The 22,347-nt window shown below is 69.7% G+C and carries 19 protein-coding genes and 1 tRNA gene; 9 read left to right on the top strand and 11 right to left on the bottom strand.

Annotated features, from left to right (window positions below):
- Positions 1-17: 17 nt before the first annotated feature.
- Genes tilS through dacB form a run of 3 tightly spaced genes read right to left on the bottom strand, consistent with a single transcriptional unit; the run spans position 18 to position 3,402 of the window.
- A complete protein-coding gene (tilS, locus tag VMD50_RS02070; protein ID WP_325424352.1) occupies positions 18-977 on the bottom strand; it encodes a tRNA lysidine(34) synthetase TilS in 960 nt (319 codons plus the stop codon).
- The gene (locus tag VMD50_RS02065; RefSeq protein ID WP_325424350.1) at positions 956-2,020 is read right to left on the bottom strand and encodes a zinc-dependent metalloprotease; all 1,065 of its coding nucleotides are present in this window, start codon (positions 2,018-2,020) and stop codon (positions 956-958) included. The genes tilS and VMD50_RS02065 overlap by 22 nt, the downstream gene beginning before the upstream one ends.
- The gene (gene dacB, locus VMD50_RS02060; RefSeq protein ID WP_325424408.1) at positions 2,017-3,402 is read right to left on the bottom strand and encodes a D-alanyl-D-alanine carboxypeptidase/D-alanyl-D-alanine endopeptidase; all 1,386 of its coding nucleotides are present in this window, start codon (positions 3,400-3,402) and stop codon (positions 2,017-2,019) included. The genes VMD50_RS02065 and dacB overlap by 4 nt, the downstream gene beginning before the upstream one ends.
- Positions 3,403-3,518: 116 nt before the next feature.
- On the opposite strand from dacB, the gene VMD50_RS02055 reads away from it, so the two are divergent.
- Positions 3,519-4,007, top strand: a complete 489-nt coding sequence (locus VMD50_RS02055) for an inorganic diphosphatase (protein ID WP_325424348.1) — start codon at positions 3,519-3,521, stop codon at positions 4,005-4,007.
- Positions 4,008-4,092: 85 nt separating this feature from the next.
- Complete coding sequence (locus VMD50_RS02050) at positions 4,093-4,776, top strand: hypothetical protein (RefSeq protein WP_325424346.1); 684 nt, start codon at positions 4,093-4,095, stop codon at positions 4,774-4,776.
- Here the strand turns inward: VMD50_RS02050 and VMD50_RS02045 are convergent.
- On the bottom strand, positions 4,773-5,864 hold the full coding sequence (locus tag VMD50_RS02045) for a DUF475 domain-containing protein (protein ID WP_325424344.1): 1,092 nt from the start codon (positions 5,862-5,864) through the stop codon (positions 4,773-4,775). The genes VMD50_RS02050 and VMD50_RS02045 overlap by 4 nt on opposite strands.
- Positions 5,865-5,954: 90 nt before the next feature.
- Here VMD50_RS02045 and VMD50_RS02040 point away from each other — a divergent pair, with 90 nt between their 5' ends.
- From VMD50_RS02040 to VMD50_RS02030, 3 genes are read left to right on the top strand one after another with little or no spacing between them, the layout of a single operon-like run.
- Positions 5,955-7,223, top strand: coding sequence for a hypothetical protein (locus VMD50_RS02040; protein ID WP_325424342.1), 1,269 nt, complete (start codon positions 5,955-5,957; stop codon positions 7,221-7,223).
- A gap of 23 nt (positions 7,224-7,246) precedes the next feature.
- Complete coding sequence (locus VMD50_RS02035) at positions 7,247-7,948, top strand: glycosyltransferase family 2 protein (RefSeq protein ID WP_325424340.1); 702 nt, start codon at positions 7,247-7,249, stop codon at positions 7,946-7,948.
- The gene (locus tag VMD50_RS02030; RefSeq protein ID WP_325424338.1) at positions 7,945-8,295 is read left to right on the top strand and encodes a DUF2304 domain-containing protein; all 351 of its coding nucleotides are present in this window, start codon (positions 7,945-7,947) and stop codon (positions 8,293-8,295) included. The genes VMD50_RS02035 and VMD50_RS02030 overlap by 4 nt, the downstream gene beginning before the upstream one ends.
- A 55-nt stretch (positions 8,296-8,350) precedes the next feature.
- Here the strand turns inward: VMD50_RS02030 and VMD50_RS02025 are convergent, their stop codons facing one another.
- The gene (locus VMD50_RS02025) at positions 8,351-9,295 is read right to left on the bottom strand and encodes an NAD-dependent epimerase/dehydratase family protein (protein WP_325424336.1); all 945 of its coding nucleotides are present in this window, start codon (positions 9,293-9,295) and stop codon (positions 8,351-8,353) included.
- On the opposite strand from VMD50_RS02025, the gene VMD50_RS02020 reads away from it, so the two are divergent.
- Positions 9,261-11,102, top strand: a complete 1,842-nt coding sequence (locus VMD50_RS02020) for a hypothetical protein (RefSeq protein ID WP_325424334.1) — start codon at positions 9,261-9,263, stop codon at positions 11,100-11,102. The genes VMD50_RS02025 and VMD50_RS02020 overlap by 35 nt on opposite strands.
- A gap of 75 nt (positions 11,103-11,177) precedes the next feature.
- Here VMD50_RS02020 and VMD50_RS02015 read toward each other — a convergent pair.
- Together VMD50_RS02015 and VMD50_RS02010 are read right to left on the bottom strand one after the other, a co-directional pair.
- Positions 11,178-11,253, bottom strand: a tRNA-Thr gene (locus VMD50_RS02015).
- A 42-nt stretch (positions 11,254-11,295) separates the two neighbouring features.
- Positions 11,296-12,501: a DNA polymerase III subunit delta' gene (locus VMD50_RS02010; RefSeq protein ID WP_325424333.1), complete on the bottom strand. Its 1,206-nt coding sequence runs from the start codon at positions 12,499-12,501 to the stop codon at positions 11,296-11,298.
- Between the two features lie 107 nt (positions 12,502-12,608).
- Here VMD50_RS02010 and VMD50_RS02005 point away from each other — a divergent pair, with 107 nt between their 5' ends.
- A complete protein-coding gene (locus VMD50_RS02005; protein WP_325424406.1) occupies positions 12,609-14,261 on the top strand; it encodes an adenylate/guanylate cyclase domain-containing protein in 1,653 nt (550 codons plus the stop codon).
- Here VMD50_RS02005 and topA read toward each other — a convergent pair.
- The 3 genes from topA to cspA form a co-directional block, all read right to left on the bottom strand.
- Positions 14,258-17,050 (bottom strand): type I DNA topoisomerase, encoded by a 2,793-nt coding sequence (topA, locus tag VMD50_RS02000; protein WP_325424331.1) that lies wholly within the window; start codon positions 17,048-17,050, stop codon positions 14,258-14,260. The genes VMD50_RS02005 and topA overlap by 4 nt on opposite strands.
- Before the next feature lie 196 nt (positions 17,051-17,246).
- Positions 17,247-17,855, bottom strand: a complete 609-nt coding sequence (locus VMD50_RS01995) for a hypothetical protein (protein ID WP_325424329.1) — start codon at positions 17,853-17,855, stop codon at positions 17,247-17,249.
- A gap of 153 nt (positions 17,856-18,008) precedes the next feature.
- The gene (gene cspA, locus VMD50_RS01990; RefSeq protein ID WP_007166602.1) at positions 18,009-18,212 is read right to left on the bottom strand and encodes a cold shock protein CspA; all 204 of its coding nucleotides are present in this window, start codon (positions 18,210-18,212) and stop codon (positions 18,009-18,011) included.
- Positions 18,213-18,471: 259 nt separating this feature from the next.
- On the opposite strand from cspA, the gene VMD50_RS01985 reads away from it, so the two are divergent.
- A complete protein-coding gene (locus VMD50_RS01985) occupies positions 18,472-20,787 on the top strand; it encodes a DEAD/DEAH box helicase (RefSeq protein ID WP_325424314.1) in 2,316 nt (771 codons plus the stop codon).
- Positions 20,788-20,989: 202 nt separating this feature from the next.
- Positions 20,990-22,027: a PAS domain-containing protein gene (locus tag VMD50_RS01980; RefSeq protein ID WP_325424404.1), complete on the top strand. Its 1,038-nt coding sequence runs from the start codon at positions 20,990-20,992 to the stop codon at positions 22,025-22,027.
- Here VMD50_RS01980 and VMD50_RS01975 read toward each other — a convergent pair.
- Positions 22,024-22,323, bottom strand: a complete 300-nt coding sequence (locus VMD50_RS01975; protein WP_325424312.1) for an Rv3654c family TadE-like protein — start codon at positions 22,321-22,323, stop codon at positions 22,024-22,026. The two genes, VMD50_RS01980 and VMD50_RS01975, sit on opposite strands and share 4 nt — an antisense overlap.
- Positions 22,324-22,347: the final 24 nt, after the last annotated feature.

Raw genomic sequence — 22,347 nt, 5'->3', positions numbered from 1 at the left:
CCAACGGCAGCCCCGATTTACACAGGTTCCCGCCACAATGTGAGTACGCCGTCGCGCCGCCCCGCGACCAATCGCTCAGCCCGCAGCGACGAGCCCACGGCCACCCCGCCCTGGCCGCGCCAGGCCGTGATCAGTGCGTCCACGCCGCGGATCTGCCTGTCGGTCAACCCGGTCGCTCCACCGGCCAGCAGCCAGCCGCGGATTACCCGCCGCCGCACGGGGCCGGGCAGCGCGGCAAGGGCCCCGGGCTGCAGCCCCGCGCCCGCCCGCACCTCGGGCAGCGCCTGCGCGGCGAGCGTGTCGATCACCTCGGTGTCCTCGCGCATCGCGGTCGCCGTGCGAGCCAACGCCTCGGCCACGCCGCCACCCAGCACGTCCTCCAGCAGCGGCAGCACCTCCAGGCGCAGCCGGGTCCGGGTGAAGCGGCGGTCGCTGTTGTGCGGGTCCTGCCAAGCGGTCAGACCCAGCTCCGAGCACGCGGCCTGCGTCGCGGAGCGCCGCACCCCCAACAACGGCCGACACCACGGGGGGTCATGCGGGCGCATCCCGGCGATCGAGCGCAACCCCGAGCCGCGGCCCAGCCCCAGCAGCACCGTCTCCGCCTGATCGTCGAGCGTGTGGGCCAACAGCACCGGGCCGTCGCAGGACTCACGCAAGGCGGCGTAGCGGGCGGCGCGCGCCGCCGCCTCCGGGCCGCCGTCCTTGCCGACCTGGACGCAAAGTACCTGTGCCGCAACACATCCCAGGGCAATCGCCTGCTTGCGCGCGGTTTCGGCGACGTCGGGCGAGTCGGTTTGCAGCCCGTGATCGACGATCAGCGCGGTGGTGGGCCGAAGAGGGGCCGCGACGGCGGTGAGCGCCAGCGAGTCCGGGCCGCCGGACAGCGCCACGGACCACCGCTTCTCGGCGGCGAGATAGGTGTTGGCGAACGCCTCGACAGCCGTGCGCAGCTGCCCTACAGCACCCTGTCGATCCATCGCTGGGGGTCTTCGATTTCGGCGGGCAGCGGCAACGTTTCAGGGCCCGACCAGACGGTGTTGAACCGCTGCATTCCCACCTTGCCCACCACGTGATCGACGAACGCCTTGCCGCGGGTGTACTGGCTGAGCTTCGCGTCGAGCCCGAGCAGTGCGCGCAGCAGGCGCTGCAGTGGCGGTTGCTTGCGGTGGCGACGCTCGTCGAACCGGCGCCGGATGGTGGCCACCGATGGCACCACGACCGGCCCGACGGCATCCATCACGTGGTCCGCGTGGCCCTCCAGCAGGGTGCCGAGCACCAGCAGCTGATCCAGGGCCTTGCGTTGCGGCTCGGACTGCACGGCACGCACCAGGCCGATGATCCCCGACGCGCCGCCGTCGGAGGCGACCGCCCCGGCGGCGCGACTGCGCACGAAGTCGGCGAGCCGGGCCGCCACCTGGCCGATGTCCTCACCCGCGTCCTGCGTCAGCAGCCCCAGCGCGTCGGACATGTAACCGGACAACCAGGGGTTCGCGGTGAACTGCACCCGATGCGTCACCTCGTGCAGGCACACCCACAACCGAAAATCGGACGGGTCGACCCGAAGGTGGCGCTCGACGGCGATGACGTTCGGATACACCAGCAGCAGGCTTCCCTCTTTTGTGGCCTCTAGGCCGCTGGCGAACGGGTCGTACTGGCCGAGGATCCCCGACGACACGAACGCCAGCACGGCGCCGGTCTGCGCACCGGTGATGCGGCCGGTGAGAAACCCCCGCGGCTTTTCGCCGCCGTTGGTCATCACCCGCATCGACTCGGCCGCCGCGCCGATCCACTGCGAGCGGTCGACGATGCGGGCGGCAGGCACCACACCGCCGGTGACCAGGCCCGTGACCTCGCGCACCGGCGGCTCGGCTTTGGCGGCCGCGCTCGTCAGTTCCTCGATCACCTGGCGGCGGGTGTAGTCGCTGGAAGCGGGGCCCGGGCGGGCCAGCCGCTGGCCGACCGTCGCGGCGAATCGCCAGTCGACGGCGGTGCCGAGGGTCAGGTTGGACGAGGCGGTCATGCGCACCCACAGAACCAGAGCTTGGTGGCCAGCGCGTCCATGGCGTTGCGGCCGTTCGGGCCCGCGTCGTTGGAGAGGAACGCGAACGTGAGCACCCGCCCGCTGCGGTCGGTGAGCACCCCGACCAGCGAGTTGACGGCGGTCAACGAGCCGGTCTTGGCGCGCAGCCAGCCGGCGGGACCTCGATCGGTGGCCGGGTCCAGGAACCGGTCGCCCAGCGTCCCGCTGCCGCCGGCGATCGGAAGGAGATCCAGCAACGCCCGCAGCGCGGGCTGATCGGGTCCGGCGGCCGCCTGCACCACGCCGTCCAGCGTCTTGGCCGTCAACCGGTCGTCGACCGAAAGCCCGCTGGAATCCAGCAGCGTCGCACCGGCGGTCTCGACGTGCGCGGTGCTCAACCGGTTGGTCACCGCGTCGACCGCCCCGGCGAAGCTCTGCGGCCGGTTGATCGCCGCCGCCACCTCCCGGGCGATGCATTCGGCCAGCACGTTGTCGGAGTGGTCCATCATCTCGGACAGCCGCTGGATCAGCGGCGCCGACTGCACCACGGCCAGCTGCCGCGCCCCGGACGGCGCCGAGCCGATCGTCACCGCGGCCGGATCCAGGCCTAGCCCCTTGGCCAGCTCGCGACCGGCATCCAGCGCCGGCGTCCTGGACCGCCGCGAGTTGACCGTGGTCGGCTGGATGCGGCCCGCGTCGATCATCACCGATTCGATCGGCGCGATGTCGCCGTTGTCGACGTCGGCTGGGTCCCAGCCCTGGGCCATCGTCGGTCCGCTGAACGCCGAGGTGTCCACCTGCACCGCGGTCGGGGTCATGCCGCTGCGCCGGACCTGCTCGACCAGGTCGCTGATGCGCGCCGAACCCCGGTACCAGGTGTCCACATCCGGCGCCGCCGCCGACAGCGCCGGGTCCCCGGCGCCCACCAGCACGATCGGCCCCTGGGGGTTCGGGCTGCCGGCGACCACCCGGGTGCTGATCCGGGCCTGATGGTCCAGCGTGAGCAACGCCGCGGCGGCGGTAAGGACCTTGTTGGTGGACGCCGGCACCAGGGGCAGGTCGGCGGCCACCTGCCAGACCGCTTTCCCGGTCAGGGCGTCGGTGATCCGGCCACCCAGCTTGCCCAGGTTGGGATCGGCGGCCGCCGGCGCCAGGGCGGCGGCCACCCCCCCAGGGCTGGGCGTCTCGGCGGTGGCCGGGACCGGGACCAGCCCTGGCGTGACCGTCGGCGGGCGCGGAGGCGGCACCGGGACGTGCGCGGCGCCCGCGCCGTGCCCGCCCGTGGTGAAAAACGTTGCCGCCGCCACCACCGCGGCCACGAACGCCAGCACGGCCAACCCGATGAACACCTGGGTGGATTTCCGCCAGCGAGTAGGACCCATCACTCTCCCGACTGTTTGGACCCATTCTGCCGAATCGGCCGAAACGCGCTCGACTAGGGTAATGCCCGGCGCAACTGACCTACCCAGACCCCATCCCTCGTGAAGGAGCCGGCGCGGTGCAATTCGACGTGACCATCGAGATTCCGAAAGGCCAACGCAACAAGTACGAGGTCGATCACGAGACGGGCCGGGTGCGTCTGGACCGCTACCTCTACACCTCGCTCGCCTACCCGACCGACTACGGCTTCATCGACGACACCCTGGGCGAGGACGGCGACCCGCTGGACGCGATGGTGCTGCTGCCGCAGTCGGTGTTCCCCGGCGTGATCGTAAAGGCGCGCCCGGTGGGCATGTTCCGGATGGTCGACGAGGCCGGCGGCGACGACAAGGTGTTGTGCGTCCCGGCCGGCGACCACCGCTGGGACCACATCCAGGACATCGGCGACGTGCCAGAGTTCGAGCTGGACGTGATCAAGCACTTCTTCGAGCAGTACAAGGCGCTGGAGCCGGGCAAGTTCGTCAAGACGGCCAACTGGGTGGACCGCGCCGAAGCCGAGGCGGAGGTGCAGCGTTCGGTTGAGCGGTTCAAGGCCCACGGGCACTGAAGGGCACTGAAGGGCGCTGACGTAACTCACGCTTTTGGCGTAACCGCGTCCCGCGTCGCGGTGGCATCCTGGCGATGTGACTCCGATGCTGCATTTCGCCGCCAATTTCTGGTGGCTGATCTTTCCGCTGGGCGGCTCGATCGGAGCCGGCGTGCGGGCGGTCGCGGCCGCCAACGAGCGCCGCGCCGAACGGCGGCTCGAACGCTACCGGCTGAAGCAGCAGGCCAAGATCGCTGCTGCCGAGGCGGCCGGGCGGGCGCGCGAAAACGAAAAAGGCTCGCGCCGGGAGCTCGCCAAACTCATTGCGGCGCATGACCGTACCGATGCGCGGTGGTTCGACTACGAACTCGATATCGCCAAATTGCTGGACTTCCCGATGATGACCGATATGCGCGATCCCCTGACCATCGCGTTTCACCGGGCGAAGGCGCGCGCCGACCTGCTACGTCCGGAGCGCGCCGAGGACCTCGTCGGCGACCGGACGGCGCAAGTGGAGTACCGCGACGCAGTGCACGAGTACATCAGCGCGTTCGAAATCGCCGAGGCCGAGGCGATCCGCCGCCGCCGCAGCGACTTCTCGCGGGACGACCAACAACGGCTGGCGCGCGCGCAGAACCTGCTGCACCTGGCGCAGGACGAGGCGGCCACGCATGACGAGCGACAGAACGCCTACCTACGGGCGCGGAAGGAACTCGACGGGCTCATCGTGCTGCCGGCGCCCGCCCGCGCCGCCATCGAACGGCGCATCGCCGGCCAGATCGAGGCCTAGTCCGAGGAAACGGCCCTGGCAGTGCGCCGATTGCGCAGCACGCTCCAGCCCAACGCCGCCCCGATGAAGACCACGCCAACCGATGCGGTGACCGCCTCGGGCACCTGAAAGCGCGGCTCGATGGAAAGCAACATGATCACGGCCAGCACGCCGATCGCCCAGTGCGCGCCGTGTTCTAGGTACACGTAGCGGTCCAGTGTGTCCTGTTGGACCAGGTAGATCGTGATCGAACGGACGAACATCGAGCCCACCAGCCCCAGGCCCAGCGCGATGAGGATCGGGTCCGAGGTGATCGCAAAGGCGCCGGTGACCCCGTCGAAGGAGAAGGCCGCGTCGAGCATCTCGAGATAGAGGAACAGGGTCAGACCGGCCTTGCCGACAGCCGCGCCGGCCGCCTTGCCGGCCGTCACCGCCTCGACGTCAGGCGGCCGGAACGCCCGGCTCAAACCGTTGACGACGAGGTAGGCGATCAGACCCAGCAGCCCGGCGGTCAGCACCGTCGCGCGTTCGTCGCTCGAGTGCGTCAGCTGCGTCCCGGCGAGAACTAGCGCGATGCCGGCCACCACCACGGGCACCTGACCCAGCCGTCCGATGCGCGCGAAAGGGATCTCAATCCATTTGAGCCACTTGATATCCCGGTCGTAAACGATGAAATCCAAAAACAGCATCAACAGGAAAATGCCTCCGAAGGCCGCGATCTGCGGGTGGGCGGCCGCGATCAGCTTTTCGTAGCTGGGTGACCCGTCTGGGAATTCCGGCGCGCCGTGCGGCGGCGGATTGAGCGCCAACTCGAACGCGCGCACCGGTTCCAGGCCCGCCGTCGCCCACACGATCAACAGCGGGAAGACCAGCCGCATGCCGAACACGGCGATCAAGATCCCGATCGTCAGGAACATCTGTCGCCAGAACGGGCTCATCCGCTGCAGGATCGCGGCATTGATGATCGCGTTGTCGAACGACAGCGACACCTCGAGAACGGCCAGCACCAGCAGCAGAAAGAGGGCGTTCGCGCCGCCGTGCGCGTACCCGAGGGCAAGGGCCGCGAAGGTGATTAACAGCGAAATCCCGAAGATGCGGAACGCGGCCATGGATCCTTCCCGACAGCCGCCCACAATAGCGAACCGCCTCGCCGGCGCGATCCGTCGCTGCTGGGCACTTACTATTTTCAAATTGTGGCGATGCCCGAAGTCGGAGGTACCCAGGCCTCGAGGGGGCCGGTCGCGCGTGGCAGTGTGGCCCGGGTCGGCACCGCCACCGCGCTGACCGCCCTGTGCGGGTACGCGGTGATCTATCTGGCCGCCCGTGACCTGGCGCCGCGCGGCTTTTCGGTATTCGGGGTGTTCTGGGGCGCGTTCGGCCTGGTGACCGGCGCCGCCAACGGTCTGCTGCAAGAGACCACCCGGGAGGTCCGCTCGGCGAGCTACCTCGGGGACATCGGAGCGGCCCCGGTCGGGCGCACCCATCCGCTGCGCGTCGCCGCCATGGTCGGCGTGGTCGCGGCCGTCGCGATCGCCGGCAGCTCGCCGTTGTGGAGCGGGCGGGTGTTCGTCGAGGCGCGCTGGCTGTCGGTGGCGCTGCTCAGCGTGGGGCTGGCCGGCTTCTGTCTGCACGCCACTCTGCTGGGGATGCTGGCCGGCACCGATCACTGGACCACTTACGGGGCGCTGATGGTGACCGATGCGGTCATCCGGGTGGCGCTCGCCGCGGCGACGTTCATGATCGGCTGGGGCCTGGCGGGCTTCCTGTGGGCCACCGTGACGGGCGCGACGGCGTGGCTGATCATGCTGGCCGCCTCACCCACGGCGCGCGCCGCGGCGCGGCTGCTGACGCCCGGCAGCGCCGGGACCTTCCTGCGCGGCGCCGCCCATTCGATTACCGCGGCCGGTGCCAGCGCGATCCTGGTGATGGGGTTTCCGGTCCTGCTGAAGCTGACCAGCGCCGACCTGGGTGCGGAGGGCGGCGTGATCATCCTGGCCGTGACATTGACCCGCGCGCCGCTGCTGGTGCCGCTGACCGCGATGCAGGGCAACCTCATCGCTCATTTCGTCGACGAGCGCAGCGACCGGCTGCGGGCGCTGAGCGCGCCGGCGGGGATCATCGGTGGTATCGGGGCGGTCGGGGTGCTGGCGGCGGGCGTTGTCGGGCCCTGGTTGCTGCGGGTCTTCTTCGGGCCGCAGTATCAGGCCAGCAGCGCGCTGCTCGCGTGGCTGACCGCGGCCGCCGTCGCGATCGCGATGCTGACGCTGACCGGCGCCGCCACCGTGGCCGCCGCGCTGCATCGGGCCTACGCGCTGGGGTGGGTCGGGGCGACGGTGGCTTCGGGACTGTTGCTGCTGTTGCCGCTGCCGCTGCAGACGCGCACCGTGGTCGGCCTGCTGTGCGGCCCGTTGGTGGGAATCGGCGTCCACCTGGCGGCGCTGGCGCGCGCCGGGCGCTTAACCGGCTGATCCTGGCTAACCTATGGGCTTAGATGGTTACTGAATCCCAATACTCCGGCGTCTGGATCGTCATTCCCGCCTTCAACGAGGCCGCGGTCATCGGCGAGGTGATCGCCGACGTGCGCTCGGTCTTCGACCACGTCGTCTGCGTGGACGACGGCAGCACCGACGGCACCGGTGAAATCGCCCGGCGGGCCGGGGCCCATTTGGTGCGACATCCCGTCAACCTCGGCCAGGGCGCGGCCATCCAGACCGGCGTTGAGTACGCACGCAAGCAGCCCGGGGCAGGGGTTTTCGCCACATTCGACGCCGACGGCCAGCACCGCGTCAAGGACGTGGCCGCGATGATCGACCGGCTCAGCGAGGGCGATATCGACGTCGTCATCGGCACCCGGTTCGGCACGCGGGAGGGTAGCCGGCCGCCATTTTTCAAGCGGATCGTCCTGCGGACCGCGGCGCGGCTCAGCCGCCGCGGTCGCCGACTCGGCTTGACCGACACCAACAATGGGCTGCGGGTGTTCAACAAGAAGGTCGCCGACGGGCTCGACCTCACCATGAGCGGCATGAGCCACGCCAACGAGTTCGTCTCGTTGATCGCCGAAAACCATTGGCGCGTCGCCGAACAACCGGTGGAGGTGCTGTACACCGAATACTCGAAATCGAAGGGGCAGCCCTTGCTCAACGGCGTCAACATCATCTTCGACGGGTTCCTGCGAGGGAGGATTCCGAGATGAACTGGATCCAGGTACTGCTGATCGGCTCGATCATCGCGCTGCTGTTCTACCTGCTGCGGTCCCGTCGCAGCTCGCGATCGAAGGCATGGGTCAAGGTCGGGTACGTCGTCTTCGTGCTGGCCGGCATCTATGCCGTGCTGCGGCCGGACGACACCACGGTCGTGGCCCACTGGTTCGGGGTGCGCCGCGGCACCGACCTGATGCTCTACGCGCTGATCATGGCGTTTTGCTTCACCACGCTGAGCACGTACATGCGGTTCAAGGACCTGGAATTGCGCTACGCGCGACTGGCCCGGGCCGTCGCGCTGGAGGGCGCGCAGGAACCCGAGCCGTCGTCGAACGTGTAGCTACTGCGAAAATCCGCCGGCGGCTTCTCCCCGTCAGTACACGCTCGGCGCAAGGTCAAACGGTCTGGGCGTGACGGAAGTACTCGACCGTGCGACGGACGCCCTCGTCCAGCCGAACCTGCGGGCGCCAGCCCAAAACCTGTGCGGCCAAGCCGATGTCGAGGCAGGACCGCTTCAGGTCGCCCAGGCGATCCGGATGAAACTCCGGGTCGTCGGGTCCGCCTACGGCGGAGGCCACCGCCGAATGCAGTTGGCGGTCCGAGGTTTCGATTCCGGTGCCGACGTTGAAACGCTGCCCACCGCCGGCCTCCCCGGAGGCCCTGATAAAGGCGTCCACCACGTCGTCGACGTACACGTAGTCGCGGGTCTTCCCACCGTCGCCGAACACCTTGGTGGGCTTGCCCGACAGCAGCGCCTGGGCGAAGATCGCCACCACGCCGGCCTCGCCGTGCGGGTCCTGGCGGGGGCCGTAGACGTTGGCGGGCGCGATGTGTGAGCAGTCCAGGCCGTACAGGTGGCGGAACGTGTTCAGGTAGATCTCGCCCGCCACCTTGCCCGCGGCGTACGGCGACGCCGGATCGGTGGGCACCGTCTCGGGGGTCGGGTACACCGGCGGCGTGCCATAGATGGAGCCCCCAGAGGAGGTGTGCACGATCTTGCGTACCCCGGTCAGTCGGGCCGCTTCGGCCAGGCGGATGGTGCCGACGACGTTGACCGACGCGTCGAACTCCGGGTCGGCCACCGAGTGCCGCACGTCGATCTGCGCTGCCAGGTGAAACACCACCTCCGGCCGGTGCTCGTCGAGGATGGCGTGCAGGTCGGCGGTCACGATGTCGGCCTCGACGAAGACGTGGGCCGGGTTGTCGGCCAGATGCTCGAGGTTCGTCGCGCGACCGGTGGCGAAATTGTCCAGCCCCACCACCGCGTGACCGTCGGCCAGCAGACGGTCGACTAGCGTCGAGCCGATGAATCCGGCTGCCCCGGTGACCAGTGCGCGCACCGGCCCACCATACCGGCGGCCCGCGCGGGCGAGCCGCCTACCTCGCGTGGCGCTGGTCGCCGCCGCGCTGATCGTCGTGCAGCTGGGCATACGCGCGGTACTGGCGTTCGGCGGCTACTTCTACTGGGACGACCTGATCCTCGTCGGGAAGGCCGGCACCGAGGGGCTGTTGTCGGCGCCGTATCTGTTCGACGACCATGACGGCCACGTGATGCCCGCGGCCTTCCTGGTCGCCGGGGGCATCACCCGGCTGGCCCCGCTCGTCTGGACAGGGCCGGCGATCAGCCTGCTGGTGCTGCAGGCGCTGGCCTCGCTGGCCCTGCTGCGCGCGCTGTACGTCATCCTCGGCTGGCGGTGGGCGCTGCTGATCCCGCTGACGTTCGCGCTGTTCACACCGCTGGGTGTGCCGGGCTTCGCGTGGTGGGCGGCGGCGCTGAACTCACTGCCCTTGCTGGCCGCGCTGGCGTGGGTGTGCGGCGACGCAATCCTGCTGGTCCGCACCGGCAACCCGCGCTACGCCCTGACCGGTGTGCTGGCGTACTTCGGCGGCCTGTTGTTCTTCGAGAAGGCAGCCGTCGTTCCGTTCGTCGCCTTCGCGGTGGCCGTCCTGCTGTGCCACGTGCAGGGTGACGGGTCCGCGCTGCGGACGGTGTGGCGGGCCGGTATGCGGTTGTGGATCGCGTCGCTGGCGTTGACCGTCGCCTGGGTGGCGGTGTATCTGGCCGTCGTCAACCAGCGGCGGTGGAGTTTCGACCTGTCGATGACCGGCGATCTGGTGTGGCGATCGATCACCCGTGGCATCGTGCCGGGGCTGGCCGGCGGGCCATGGCATTGGGACCGGTGGGCGCCGGCCTCGCCGTGGGCCACGCCACCGCCGCTTGTGATGGCGCTCGGCTGGCTGGTGCTGATCGGGACGGTCGCCGTGTCGCTGTTGCGCAAAGAGCGCATCGGGCCGGTGTGGCTGACAGCCGCGGGTTACGCCGTCGCCTGTCAAGTACCGATCTATCTGATGCGGTCGTCGAGGCAGACGGCCCTGGAGCTCGCTCAGACCCTGCGGTATCTGCCGGATCTCGTCGTCGTGCTGGCGTTGCTGGCGGCCGTCGCGTTCTGCGCGCCGAACCGACCCGCCACCACGCGGTGGCTGGACGCGTCGCCGAAACGCACCGTGGTGACCCTGGGTGTGGCGGTGGCTTTCGTGGCGAGCAGCCTGTACTCGACCTGGACGTTTCTCGCCAGCTGGCGGGACAACCCCGCGCAGCCCTACCTGGAGAACGCGCGCGCGAGTTTGGCAGCGGCGCACGCAGTTTCGGATGCGCCGCTGCTGGATCAGGAAGTGGACCCGCTGGTGCTGCAACGGGTGGCCGCGCCGGAGAACCTGGCCAGCCACCTGTTCGCGCTGCTGCGCGATAGACCCGAATTCAGCTCGGCCACAACGCAATTGCGCATGCTGGACAGCTCCGGCCGGCTGATCCCCGCACGGGTGACTTGGATCCGCACCATCGTGCCCGGGCCTCTGCCGCAGTGCGGCTACTTCGCCCAACCGGACAAGCCGGCGCGGCTGGTCCTCGACGGCCCGCTGCTGCCCGCCGATTGGACCGTCGAGCTGAATTACCTTGCGAACAGCGACGGTTCGATGACGTTGTCGCTATCCGAGGGACCCGAGGTCAAGGTTCCCGTGCATCCGGGGCTCAACCGGGTCTACGCACGGCTGCCCGGCGCCGGAGAAGCGATCACCGTCCGGGCCAACACCACGGCGCTGGCCTTGTGCCTCGCGTCGGGACCGGTGGGTTTCGTCGCGCCGGCCTGAGTAGGCGGCCCAGCGTCACGCTGGCGTGACGCTGCAGACCGACGGTCACGCTGGCGTGACGTTCGGAGACGAAAGTGGAGCCACCTAGGAGAATCGAACTCCTGACCTGCTCATTACGAGTGAGCCGCTCTACCGACTGAGCTAAGGTGGCGTGCCCTGCCGGGCGGCACGAGTCTACGGCAGGCCGGCCGGGTCACCCAAGTTCCTGGCCGATGGTCGCGACCATCGCGTCGACGGCGAACTTGGGTTTGACGTTGATCGCCAGCGCCTCGCGGCACTCCAGCACCGCCTCGATGCAGCGCAGCAGCCGCTCGGGTGAGGCATGGCTGGCCAGCGCCGCCGCCCGCTCGGCCATGTCGGGATGGTTCGCCCGCACGCCGCCGGCGCGCGCCGCCACCACCAGCGCGTCCCGGAAGTACGTCGCCAGGTCGATCAGCGCCCGGTCCAGGGCATCGCGCGACGCCCGCGTCTGCCGCGACTTCTGCCGTCGCTCCAGGTCCTTCATCGCGCCGACGGCGCCCCGCAGCGCACCCGCGGTGCCCTTGCCCGTCCCGCCGGCGCCCAGGGCGGTGCGCAGCTCTTCGGTCTCGGTCTCGGCGCGGTCCGCCGTCAGCACCACGGCCTCGGCCTCGGCGGCAGCCACGAGTTCCTCGGCGGCGGCGTAGGCGCGCGCCGGGGTCGCGGCGTCGCGCACGAGCCCGAGCGCCCGCTCCCGCCGCTGCCGGGCCTCGGGGTCGGTGGCCAGCCGGCGCGCCCGCCCGACGTGCCCGCCGCTGACCGACGCCGCCCAGTTCGCCGTCGCGGCGTCCAGGCCGTCGCTGTCGACGAGGACCTGCGCGATCGCCTCGGTCGGCGGGGTGACCAGCGCGACGAGCCGGCAGCGGGATCGCAGCGTGACCGCGATGTCCTCGGGATCTACCGACGGCGCGCACAGCAGGAACACCGTCGACGGCGGCGGTTCCTCGACGACCTTCAGCAGCGCGTTCGCCGCACCCTCGGTCAACCGGTCGGCGTCTTCGATCACCACGATCTGCCGGTGCCCCGTAGTGGGCCGGCGCGACGCGATCTGCACGATGGCGCGCATCTCGTCCACGCCGATGGACAGGCCTTCCGGGATCACCCGGCGCACGTCGGCGTGGGTACCGGCCATCGTCGTCGTGCACGCCCGGCAACGCCCGCACCCCGGTTCGCCAGCGGAGGTGCATTGCAGCGCGGCGGCGAAGCACAGCGCCGCCACCGAGCGGCCGGAACCCGGTGGCCCGGTGATGAGCCAGGCATGTGTCATAGTCCCGTCGCCCGCGTCGCTGTGAGCCGGATCACCGCGGGCGGCGCGCGCGGCGGCGAGCAGCCCGGCCACCACGGCCTCTTGGCCTACCAGCCGCGTAAACACCCCGGACATCACCGGCAACATTAGTGACACCGGCGGACAGATACCGATCGGCCACCGTATCGCGACAATGCCGTTACCTTCCGGCGCATTTTGGCAGGTGCCGACGACTTGCCGAGATACTTGTTGTTTTCCGCCAAGTCCGCCCTGCCCGATACGGTGGATTGGTGGCAACCGCGGCAGCACTGCCCGGGCGAATCAACGCGTTCGTCCGGTGGGTGGTGCGCACCCCGTGGCCGCTGTTCGCGCTGAGCATGCTGCAGGCCGACATCATCGGCGGCCTTTTCGTGCTGGGCTTCCTGCGCTACGGGCTGCCGCCCCAGGACCGCATCCAGCTGCAGGATCTGCCGCCGGTCAACCTGGCCATCTTCATCAGCGTGGTGATCTTCCTGTTCCTGGCCGGGATCGTGTTCAACCTCAGGCTGATGCTGCCGGTGTTTCGCTGGCAGCGCCGCGACAATCTGCTCGCCGACGACGATCCGGCCGGCACCGAACTGGCCCGCAGCCGCGCGCTGCGCATGCCGTTCTACCGGGCCCTCACCAGCGGGGTCGCGTGGTGCATCGGCGGTGTGGTGTTCATCATCGCCAGCTGGTCGGTGGCCAAGTACACCGCGCCCGTCGTCGCGGTCGCCACCGCGCTGGGCGCCGCCGCGACCGCGATCATCGGTTACCTGCAGTCCGAGCGGGTGCTGCGGCCGGTCGCCGTCGCGGCCCTGCGCAGCGGCGTGCCCGAGAACGTCAAGGCGCCCGGGGTCATCCTGCGGCAGATGCTGAGTTGGATGCTGTCCACCGCCGTGCCGCTGTTGGCGATCGTGCTGGCCGTGGTGGCCGACAAGGCCTCCCTGCTGCACGCCACGCCCGAGAAGTTGTTCAATCCCATCCTGCTGCTGGCGCTGGCGGCGCTGGGCCTCGGGCTGGTCAGCACCCTGCTGGTGGCGATGTCGATCGCCGACCCGCTGCGGCAGCTGCGCTGGGCGCTGTCCGAGGTACAGCGCGGTAACTACAACGCGCACATGCAGATCTACGACGCCAGCGAACTGGGCCTGCTGCAGGCCGGCTTCAACGACATGGTCCGTGACCTGTCCGAGCGGCAGCGCCTGCGCGACCTGTTCGGCCGTTACGTCGGTGAGGACGTGGCCCGCCGCGCCCTGGAGCGCGGCACCGAGCTGGGCGGGCAGGAGCGCGACGTCGCGGTGCTGTTCGTGGACCTGGTCGGCTCCACCCAGCTGGCCGCGACGCGTCCGCCCGCCGAGGTGGTCCACCTGCTCAACGAGTTCTTCCGCGTCGTGGTGGACACCGTCGGCAAGCACGGCGGGTTCGTCAACAAGTTCCAGGGCGACGCGGCGTTGGCGATCTTCGGTGCGCCGATCGAACACCCCGACGCGTCCGGCGGCGCGCTGGCCGCCGCGCGCGAGCTGCACGACGAGATCCTGCCCGTGATCGGGTCGGCGGAGTTCGGGATCGGGGTGTCGGCCGGCCGCGCCATCGCCGGCCACATCGGCGCGCAGGCCCGCTTCGAGTACACCGTCATCGGCGACCCGGTCAACGAGGCCGCCCGGCTCACCGAGCTGGCCAAGCTCGAGCCCGGGCACGTGCTCGCGTCGGCGATCGCGGTCAGCGGCGCGCTGGACGCCGAGGCGCTGTGCTGGGACGTGGGCGAGGTGGTCGAGCTGCGCGGGCGCGCGGCACCGACCCAGTTGGCCCGGCCGGTGAAACTCGCCACTCCGGAAGATGTTGCCGACGAACAGCTCTCGAGCGAGGTGCGCAGCTAAGCGCGCTTGGTGGCCTTCTTCGCGGGCGCCCTGCGTGTGGATTTCTTCGCGGGCCGCTTGGCCGGGCCCCGGGCCCGCCGGTCGGCCAGCAGTTCGGCGGCGCGCTCGTCGGTGATCGACAGCACCTCGTCGCCCTTGCGCAGGCTGGCGTTGGTCTCCCCGTCGGTGACGTACGGCCCGAACCGGCCGTCCTTGATCACCATCGGCTTGCCCGACGCAGGATCGACGCCCAACTCGCGCAGCGGCGGCGCCGAAGCGGTCTGCCTGCCGCGGCGTTTGGGCTCGGCGTAAATTTTCAGCGCCTCTTCGAGGGTGATGTCGAAAATCTGATCCTCGGTGGCCAGCGAACGAGAATCGTTGCCCCGCTTCAGGTATGGCCCGTACCGTCCGTTCTGCGCGGTGATTTCCTCACCGGACTGGGGGTCCACGCCGACCACGCGGGGCAGCGACAGCAGCTTCAGCGCGTCCTCGAGCGTCACCGTCTGCAGGTCCATGCTGCGCAGCAGCGAACCGGTCCGGGGCTTGGGCCCGGTGGGCTTCTTCCCCTTCTTCGCCGGGGCGCCGCCGTCATCCTCGTCGGGCTGCGGGGGCAGGACCTCGGTCACGTACGGCCCGTACCGGCCGTCCTTGGCGACGATCTCGTGACCGGTTTCGGGGTCGACCCCCAAGACCCGGCCCTCTTGCGGGGTGGCGAAAAGCTCTTCGGCGACCTCGAGCGTCAGCTCGTCCGGGGTCAGCGACTCGTTGAGGTTGGCCCGCTGCGGCGTGGGCTCGCCGTCGTCGTTGGTCACGATGCGTTCCAGGTAGGGGCCGTTCTTGCCCACCCGAACGTAGACGGGCCGACCCTGCGCGTCGTCAAACACTCTGATGGAGTTGACCTCTCGCGCGTCGATGCCTTCGAGGTTGACGCCGACCAGCTTCTTCAGGCCACCGGAGCGGGCCACCGAGTCGGGTACGCCGTGGTCGCCGCCGAAGTAGAAGTTGTTGAGCCAGTTGGTGCGTCGCTCGGTGCCCGACGCGATCGCGTCGAGCTCGTCTTCCATCGCCGCGGTGAAACCATAGTCGACGAGCCGGCCGAAATGCTGTTCCAGCAGCCCCGTGACGGCGAACGCGACCCACGAGGGCACCAGCGCGCTGCCCTTCTTGTAGACGTAGCCGCGGTCCTGGATGGTCTTGATGATCGACGAGTACGTCGACGGACGGCCGATGCCCAGCTCCTCGAGCGCCTTGACCAGCGAGGCCTCGGTGTAGCGCGCCGGCGGGTTGGTGGCGTGGCCGTCGGGGGTGAGCTCGAGGGCCTCCAGCCGCTGCCCCTCGCTCAGGTGCGGCAGCCGCCGCTCGGCGTCGTCGGCCTCCCCGCCGGCCAGCTCGTCCACCGTTTCCACGTAGGCCTTGAGGAAGCCGGCGAACGTGATGGTGCGCCCGCTCGCGGAGAACACGACATCGCGGCCGTTGGATGCGCCGGCGATCCGCAGGCTCAGCGTCGTGCCCCGCGCGTCGGCCATCTGCGAGGCGACCGTGCGCTGCCAGATCAGCTCGTACAACCGGAACTCGTCGCCGTCGAGCTCCCGGCGCACCGCGTCCGGGGTGGCGAACGTCTCACCGGCCGGCCGGATCGCCTCGTGCGCCTCCTGGGCGTTCTTCACCTTGCGGGTGTACTGGCGCGGCGACGGCGAGACGTACTCCGCGCCGTACAGCTGGCGCGCCTGGGTGCGCGCCGCGTTGATCGCCGACTCCGACAGTGTCGTGGAATCGGTACGCATATAAGTGATGTAGCCGTTTTCGTAGAGGCGCTGGGCGATGCTCATCGTGCGTTCGGAGGAGAACCGCAACTTGCGCCCGGCCTCCTGCTGCAGCGTCGACGTCATGAACGGCGCGTAGGGGCGCCGGGTGTAGGGCTTCTCCTCGACCGCCGCCACCGACAGCTGCGCGCCCCGCAATCCCGCCGCCAGCTCGGTCGCGCCGGCCTCGTCGAGAATCACGACCTCGTCGGCCTTTCGCAGCTGACCCAGCGAGTCGAAATCACGGCCGGTGGCGACCCGCAGGCCGTCCACATTGGTCAGCCGGGCCGTGAAGGTGGGCGGCTGGGCCTGCGGGTCCGACACGCTGGCGTCCAGCTGGGCGACGATGTCCCAGTACGAGGCGCTGCGGAAGGCCATGCGGTCGCGCTCGCGCTGCACGATGATCCGGGTCGCCACCGACTGGACCCGGCCCGCCGACAGCTTGGGCGCGACCTTTTTCCACAGCACCGGACTGACCTCGTAGCCGTACAGCCGGTCCAGGATGCGGCGGGTCTCCTGGGCGTCGACCAGGTCGATGTCCAGGTCGCGGGGGTTTTCGGCCGCCTCGAGGATCGCCGGTTCGGTGATCTCGTGGAAGACCATCCGCTTGACCGGGATGCTGGGCTTGAGAGTTTCCAGCAGGTGCCAGGCGATGGCTTCGCCCTCGCGGTCACCATCCGTGGCCAGGTAGAGCTCATCGACGTCTTTCAGCAGGCCCTTCAGCTCGCTGACGGTGCTCTTCTTCTCCGGGCTGATGATGTAGAGCGGCTCGAAGTCGTGGTCGACGTTGACGCCCAGCCGGGCCCAGGGCTCGGACTTGAACTTCGCGGGCACATCGGCGGCGGCTCGGGGCAGATCACGGATGTGGCCGCGCGATGACTCGACAATGTAGCTGGAGCCCAGGTAGCCCGCCAGCTTGCGCGCCTTGGTCGGCGACTCGACGATCACGAGCCGCCGACGGCTGCCATTTGTGCCGCTGACGCGGTCTTTTAGCTTCGGGTCAGCCAACTGCGCTTACGCTCCATCTCTTATCCCGGCCCCCCTTGCGAGACCGCCCTGCAGGAAGAATGACAGGCCAGCGTCCGAAATTCCGGTGAAATCAGATACGCCAGCGTTCCCTCGCCCAGCGGGGCATCTGACAATTTCGCACCCTCGGGTGGGGCTGCGCAAACCGGCCGCTGAAATTTTTGGCGCTGGAGTCCGGCTAGACGCGGGGCCACAGCGACAACGGCTCGTCGCCGTCCGGGGGTTCCCCCACGTTCTCTACCAGGCGCGATAGCCTTCGACGGCCGCTGATCCGAAGCGCCGGGCGACTACCGCGGGTGCCGATCAGGGTGGGCGCGATTCCGACCCGCATCAACGCCGACGCGAGCGGGGAGTGGGTGTCGGGTGCGTGGGGGTCAAGACACAGCAGATAGTGGTCGCCCTCGGGATTGCCGGCCGCCAGCGTCCACGCCCGGAGCTCCCGCGGCCCGGGCAGCCACCGCGGGGGCACCGTCTTGACCGCGCCGCGCGTCCATTCGGCGGCGAGCGACACCAGCGAAGGGGTCACCGCCGTCCGCACCAAGGGGGTGTCCTCGTCGGTTCGGCCGATCTCGGGCTCCAGACCCGCATCCCGGATCATCTCGGCCAGCGCCGAGGCCCGCCACGCCCGGTCCACGACCACTGAAAGGCGGGCAAGCCGAGCGCCCTGCGCCTGGCTTTGAGACGGGGGGCCGACCAGGACGATCTGGCCGGAGGCCGCCAGCACCCCGGAGAGATCGGCGACCGCGGGCGGCACCGACTCCGCAGTGAAGAAGGAAAGCTGGCTCACGCCACCGACAGTAGGCCAGGTCGTCCGTCTGCGCCTTCAGTTCTTCGGCGCGGCGGCTCGGGAGGCCCGGACAGGCTCGACGCAGAAAGAAAACCCCCCGGCGGGACCGCAAAGCGGGTTGCGCGGGGGGTTCTCGTGGAGAATCCGCTCGTCTCAGACGGACCGGACTCCGGTGGCCTGGGGGCCCTTAGGGCTGTGGCCGATCTCGAACTCGACCTTCTGGTTTTCTTCGAGGGTGCGGAAGCCCGAACCCTGGATCTCCGTGTAGTGGACAAAAACATCTGCGGAGCCGTCTTCGGGCGCAATGAACCCGAAACCCTTCTCCGCGTTGAACCACTTCACAGTTCCCTGTGGCATCTCTCGATCTTTCCTTTTCTTTTGGGTGCGGGGCACCGCCTTTCGGTGCCCCGGGCCGACTACGACCGCCATACCTCGCTGAGTCGCCGGAACTTCACCCGACCGATAACCTCGCAGGAACCGCGGCCGCAACGTTGTTCCTGCGAAAGTTTGACACGAACACAGAAGCTGCGACCGCAAATAGTCAACCATGTTCATGGCGTCGGCGACAGACTTGTGTCTTGGACGAATCCTTAGTCGGATGCTTGGAGGGTGTGAGGTGGCGAGTTTCGGCGCCGACCTGCTGGCCGTCGCCCTCGCCGGTACCGCGGCCGACGAGCATCCCCTGCGCCACGTCGCCGAGTTGCCCGCGCGCAGCGGCCGGCCGCACAGCTGGCCCGAGTGGGCCGAGCCCGACCTCGTTCGCGCGTTCGCGCAACGCGGCATCAGTGACCCGTGGTCACACCAGGCGGCAGCTGCGGAGCTGGCCCACGCCGGCCGTCATGTTGTGATCAGCACCGGCACGGCGTCGGGCAAGTCATTGGCCTATCAGCTTCCCGTCCTCAACGCGCTCGCCACGGATCCGCGGGCCCGGGTGCTATACCTGTCGCCGACCAAAGCGCTCGGTCACGATCAGTTGCGCGCCGCGCATGCGCTGACCGCGGCCATTCCGCGGCTGCAGGACGTCGCGCCCACCGCCTACGACGGCGACAGCCCCGCCGAGGTGCGCCGCTTCGCCCGGGAGCGCTCCCGCTGGCTGTTTTCCAACCCGGACATGATCCACTTGTCGATACTGCGCAACCACGCCCGCTGGGCCGTGCTGCTGCGTGGCCTTCGATTCGTGATCGTCGATGAATGCCATTACTACCGTGGGGTTTTCGGCTCAAACGTGGCGATGGTGTTGCGCCGCCTGCTGCGGCTGTGTGAGCGCTATTCCTCTGCGCCGACGGTGGTGTTCGCCAGCGCGACGACGGATTCGCCGGGTGCGACGGCGGCCGAACTCATCGGCCGCCCGGTCGAGGAGGTCACCGAGGACGGCTCGCCGCAGGGGGCCCGGACGGTGGCGTTGTGGGAGCCCGCGTTGCGGGCGGATCTGACCGGCGAGAACGGTGCGCCGGTGCGCCGCTCCGCCGGTGCCGAGGCGGCGCGCGTGATGGCCGACCTGATCGCCGAGGGAGCGCAGACGCTGACGTTCGTTCGGTCGCGGCGTGCCGCGGAACTGACCGCGCTGGGAACGCGGGCGCGTCTCGACGACATCGCCCCGGAGCTGTCTTCGAAGGTGGCGTCGTATCGGGCCGGCTATCTCGCCGAGGATCGCACCGCGCTGGAGCGCGCCCTGGCCGAGGGCCGGCTGCGCGGGCTGGCCACCACCAACGCGCTGGAGCTGGGCGTCGACATCGCCGGCCTCGACGCCGTGGTGCTCGCCGGGTTCCCCGGGACGGTCGCCTCGTTCTGGCAGCAGGCCGGCCGGTCAGGCCGGCGGGGTCAGGGGGCGCTGGTCGTGCTGATCGCCCGCGACGACCCGCTGGACACTTACCTGGTACACAACCCCGCGGCGCTGCTCGGCAAGCCGGTCGAGCGGGTCGTGATCGATCCCGCCAACCCCTACATCCTCGGTCCGCAGCTGCTCTGCGCGGCAACCGAGATGCCCCTCGACGAGGGCGAGGTCCGGGATTTCGGCGCGGCCGAGGTGGCTCAGGGCCTGGTCGATGACGGGCTGCTGCGGCGGCGCAACGATAAGTACTTTCCCGCGGCCGGCATCCAGCCCCATTCCGCGGTGGACATTCGGGGCTCGGCGGGCGGCCAGATCGTCATCGTCGAGGCGGACACCGGGCGCCTGCTGGGCAGCGCCGGCGTCGATCAGGCCCCGGCCTCGGTCCACCCGGGAGCGGTCTACCTGCACCAGGGCGAGACCTACGTCGTCGACTCCCTGGACACCGAGGACGGGATCGCGTTCGTCCACGCCGAGGATCCGGGCTACGCGACGTTCGCGCGCGAGCTCACCGACATCGTCGTCACCGGGACCGGTGAACGCTGCGAGTTCGGGCCCGTCAGCCTGGGTTTGGTGCCGGTCCGGGTCACTCATCGGGTCTTTGGTTACCTGCGGCGCCGGCTGTCCGGGGAGGTCATCGACTTCATCGAGCTGGACATGCCGGAGCACGTGCTGCCCACCACCGCCGCCGTGTACACCATCGTCCCGGATGCATTGCTGCGCAACGGGATCGAGGCCCCCCGCATCCCCGGCTCATTGCACGCCGCCGAGCATGCCGCCATCGGGCTGCTGCCCCTGGTGGCCAGCTGCGACCGCGGCGACATCGGCGGCCTGTCCACCGCGATCGGACCCGACGGGCTGCCCAGCGTCTTCGTCTACGACGGCTACCCGGGCGGGGCGGGCTTCGCCGAACGGGGCTTCCGCCAGGCCCGTACCTGGCTGGGCGCCACGGCCGCGGCGATCGAAGCGTGCGAATGCCGCAACGGATGCCCGTCGTGCGTGCAATCCCCCAAATGCGGCAACGGCAACAACCCACTGGACAAGGCGGGGGCGGTGACGGTGCTGCGGCTGGTGCTCGCGGAACTGGGTCACGACGCACGCTGAGACCTCGGGATGGCGACCGACCCCTCAACGGTCGACCCCCACAAATCAGCGTCGTGACAGACGCCGCTCCAACGCGCGTTTCCTCACTGCCGAAGAAATGCCAACATACCATCACCCGCGATGGTGACGTGGGCAAAAGCCATTGCTCGCCGCACCGAACCCGGCCCCCATCGACCCCGGTGTCCACCGTAAAATCAGCCGCATGGCCCACGACTGGTTGCTCGTGGAGACGCTTGGGGGCGAGCCCGCCGTAGTCGCGCAGGGACGGCAGCTCAAAAACCTCGTCCCGATCACCACCTTCCTGCGCCGCAGTCCCCATCTCGCGGCCGTCCGGACCGCGATCGCCGAGTCGGTGCAGACCGGGCAGAGCCTGACCAGCATCACCACCAAGCGCGACCGCGTCATCCGTACCGAACCCGTGGTCATGTCCGACGGTCAGATCCACGGCATCCATGTCTGGACGGGCCCCGCCGACGCCGAACCGGCCGACCGGCCGACCCCCGGCCCGCTGAAGTGGGACCTGACCCTTGGCGTGGCGACCGATACCCGGGAATCCCTGGCCAACAGCGGCAAGAACCCCGACGTCGAAGTCACCTTGGGCAGGGCTTTTGCGGAAGACCTTCCGTCGCGCCAGCTCAATCCGAACGAAACCAAGGTGCTTGCCATGGCCGTCCGGGCCAAGCCCGACCAAACAATCTGCAGCACATGGGATCTCACCGACTGGCAAGGCAAGCCAATCCGGATCGGTTTCGTCGCGCGGACGGCCTTGGAACCGGGACCGGACGGCCGGGACCACCTGATCGCCCGGGCGATGAACTGGCGCTCGGAACTCAAGGGCCCGGTCGTGTCCACGGACGATCTGGCGCAACGGATCCTGAACGGACTCGCCCAGGCCGGGGTCCACCGGGCCCTGGTCGATCTCGACGGCTGGACCCTGCTGAAATGGCTCGACGAGCCCTGCACTTTCTACGACTGGCGCGGCAGCAAGACGGACAGGCCGAAGGTCCATCCCGATGACGAACACCTAAAGTCCTCCATGACAACGGAATTCGCCGACGGCCCGACGAGTCGGGTACTGCGCATGCGGGGCCACGACGTCGATTGGGTGCCGGTGCACGTCACGGTCAACAGGGTGGAACTCGAACCGGACGCCTTCGCCGGACTCGTCTCCCTGCGATTGCCGACGGAGGAGGAACTCGCCGCCGCGGGCTTGCCAAAGGCCCCCGATGACAGGACCTAGCCGCCGCTGTCGGCCGGCCCCGCCCGCGCGGCCGCCCGCGCCGCGCCCGCAAAGGCCACGGCCACTTGGACCGTGACGACGACGTCGAGGTCGTCCACCTCGCATCGCGCGTCGTTCACTTGCATCTCACGCGCCACCACCGTCGCGCGGGCGCAGGCCGCCGCGGCCCCGGCCGGCAGCCGGGCCGCCGCGGCCAACGCAGCCAGGTCGGCCGCGGCCTGCGCCCGGTGGCGCGCCACCACCACCGAGCCGAGATAGGCGCCCGCGCCGGCGACGAACAGCAGCACCGCCACCATCGCGGCCGCGAGTACCGTCGCCGA

Origin of the sequence: Mycobacterium sp., from assembly GCF_035506235.1 — a bacterium.
In the GTDB taxonomy this organism is placed as follows: domain Bacteria; phylum Actinomycetota; class Actinomycetes; order Mycobacteriales; family Mycobacteriaceae; genus Mycobacterium.
The sequence above is the reverse complement of the archived record's forward strand: the minus strand, read 5'-3'. Positions and strand labels throughout refer to the sequence as shown.

Bases quoted from the DNA above. Each gene is read 5' to 3' on its own strand.
- tilS (WP_325424352.1), bottom strand. From the start codon at position 977: ATGGATCGACAGGGTGCTGTAGGGCAGCTGCGCACGGCTGTCGAGGCG.
- VMD50_RS02065 (WP_325424350.1), bottom strand. From the start codon at position 2,020: ATGACCGCCTCGTCCAACCTGACCCTCGGCACCGCCGTCGACTGGCGA.
- dacB (WP_325424408.1), bottom strand. From the start codon at position 3,402: ATGGGTCCTACTCGCTGGCGGAAATCCACCCAGGTGTTCATCGGGTTG.
- cspA (WP_007166602.1), bottom strand. From the start codon at position 18,212: ATGCCACAGGGAACTGTGAAGTGGTTCAACGCGGAGAAGGGTTTCGGG.
- VMD50_RS02035 (WP_325424340.1), top strand. From the start codon at position 7,247: ATGGTTACTGAATCCCAATACTCCGGCGTCTGGATCGTCATTCCCGCC.
- VMD50_RS02050 (WP_325424346.1), top strand. From the start codon at position 4,093: ATGCTGCATTTCGCCGCCAATTTCTGGTGGCTGATCTTTCCGCTGGGC.
- VMD50_RS02040 (WP_325424342.1), top strand. From the start codon at position 5,955: ATGCCCGAAGTCGGAGGTACCCAGGCCTCGAGGGGGCCGGTCGCGCGT.
- VMD50_RS02045 (WP_325424344.1), bottom strand. From the start codon at position 5,864: ATGGCCGCGTTCCGCATCTTCGGGATTTCGCTGTTAATCACCTTCGCG.
- VMD50_RS01980 (WP_325424404.1), top strand. From the start codon at position 20,990: ATGGCCCACGACTGGTTGCTCGTGGAGACGCTTGGGGGCGAGCCCGCC.
- VMD50_RS01975 (WP_325424312.1), bottom strand. From the start codon at position 22,323: ATGGTGGCGGTGCTGCTGTTCGTCGCCGGCGCGGGCGCCTATCTCGGC.
- VMD50_RS02020 (WP_325424334.1), top strand. From the start codon at position 9,261: ATGAATCCGGCTGCCCCGGTGACCAGTGCGCGCACCGGCCCACCATAC.
- VMD50_RS02010 (WP_325424333.1), bottom strand. From the start codon at position 12,501: ATGTCCGGGGTGTTTACGCGGCTGGTAGGCCAAGAGGCCGTGGTGGCC.
- VMD50_RS02030 (WP_325424338.1), top strand. From the start codon at position 7,945: ATGAACTGGATCCAGGTACTGCTGATCGGCTCGATCATCGCGCTGCTG.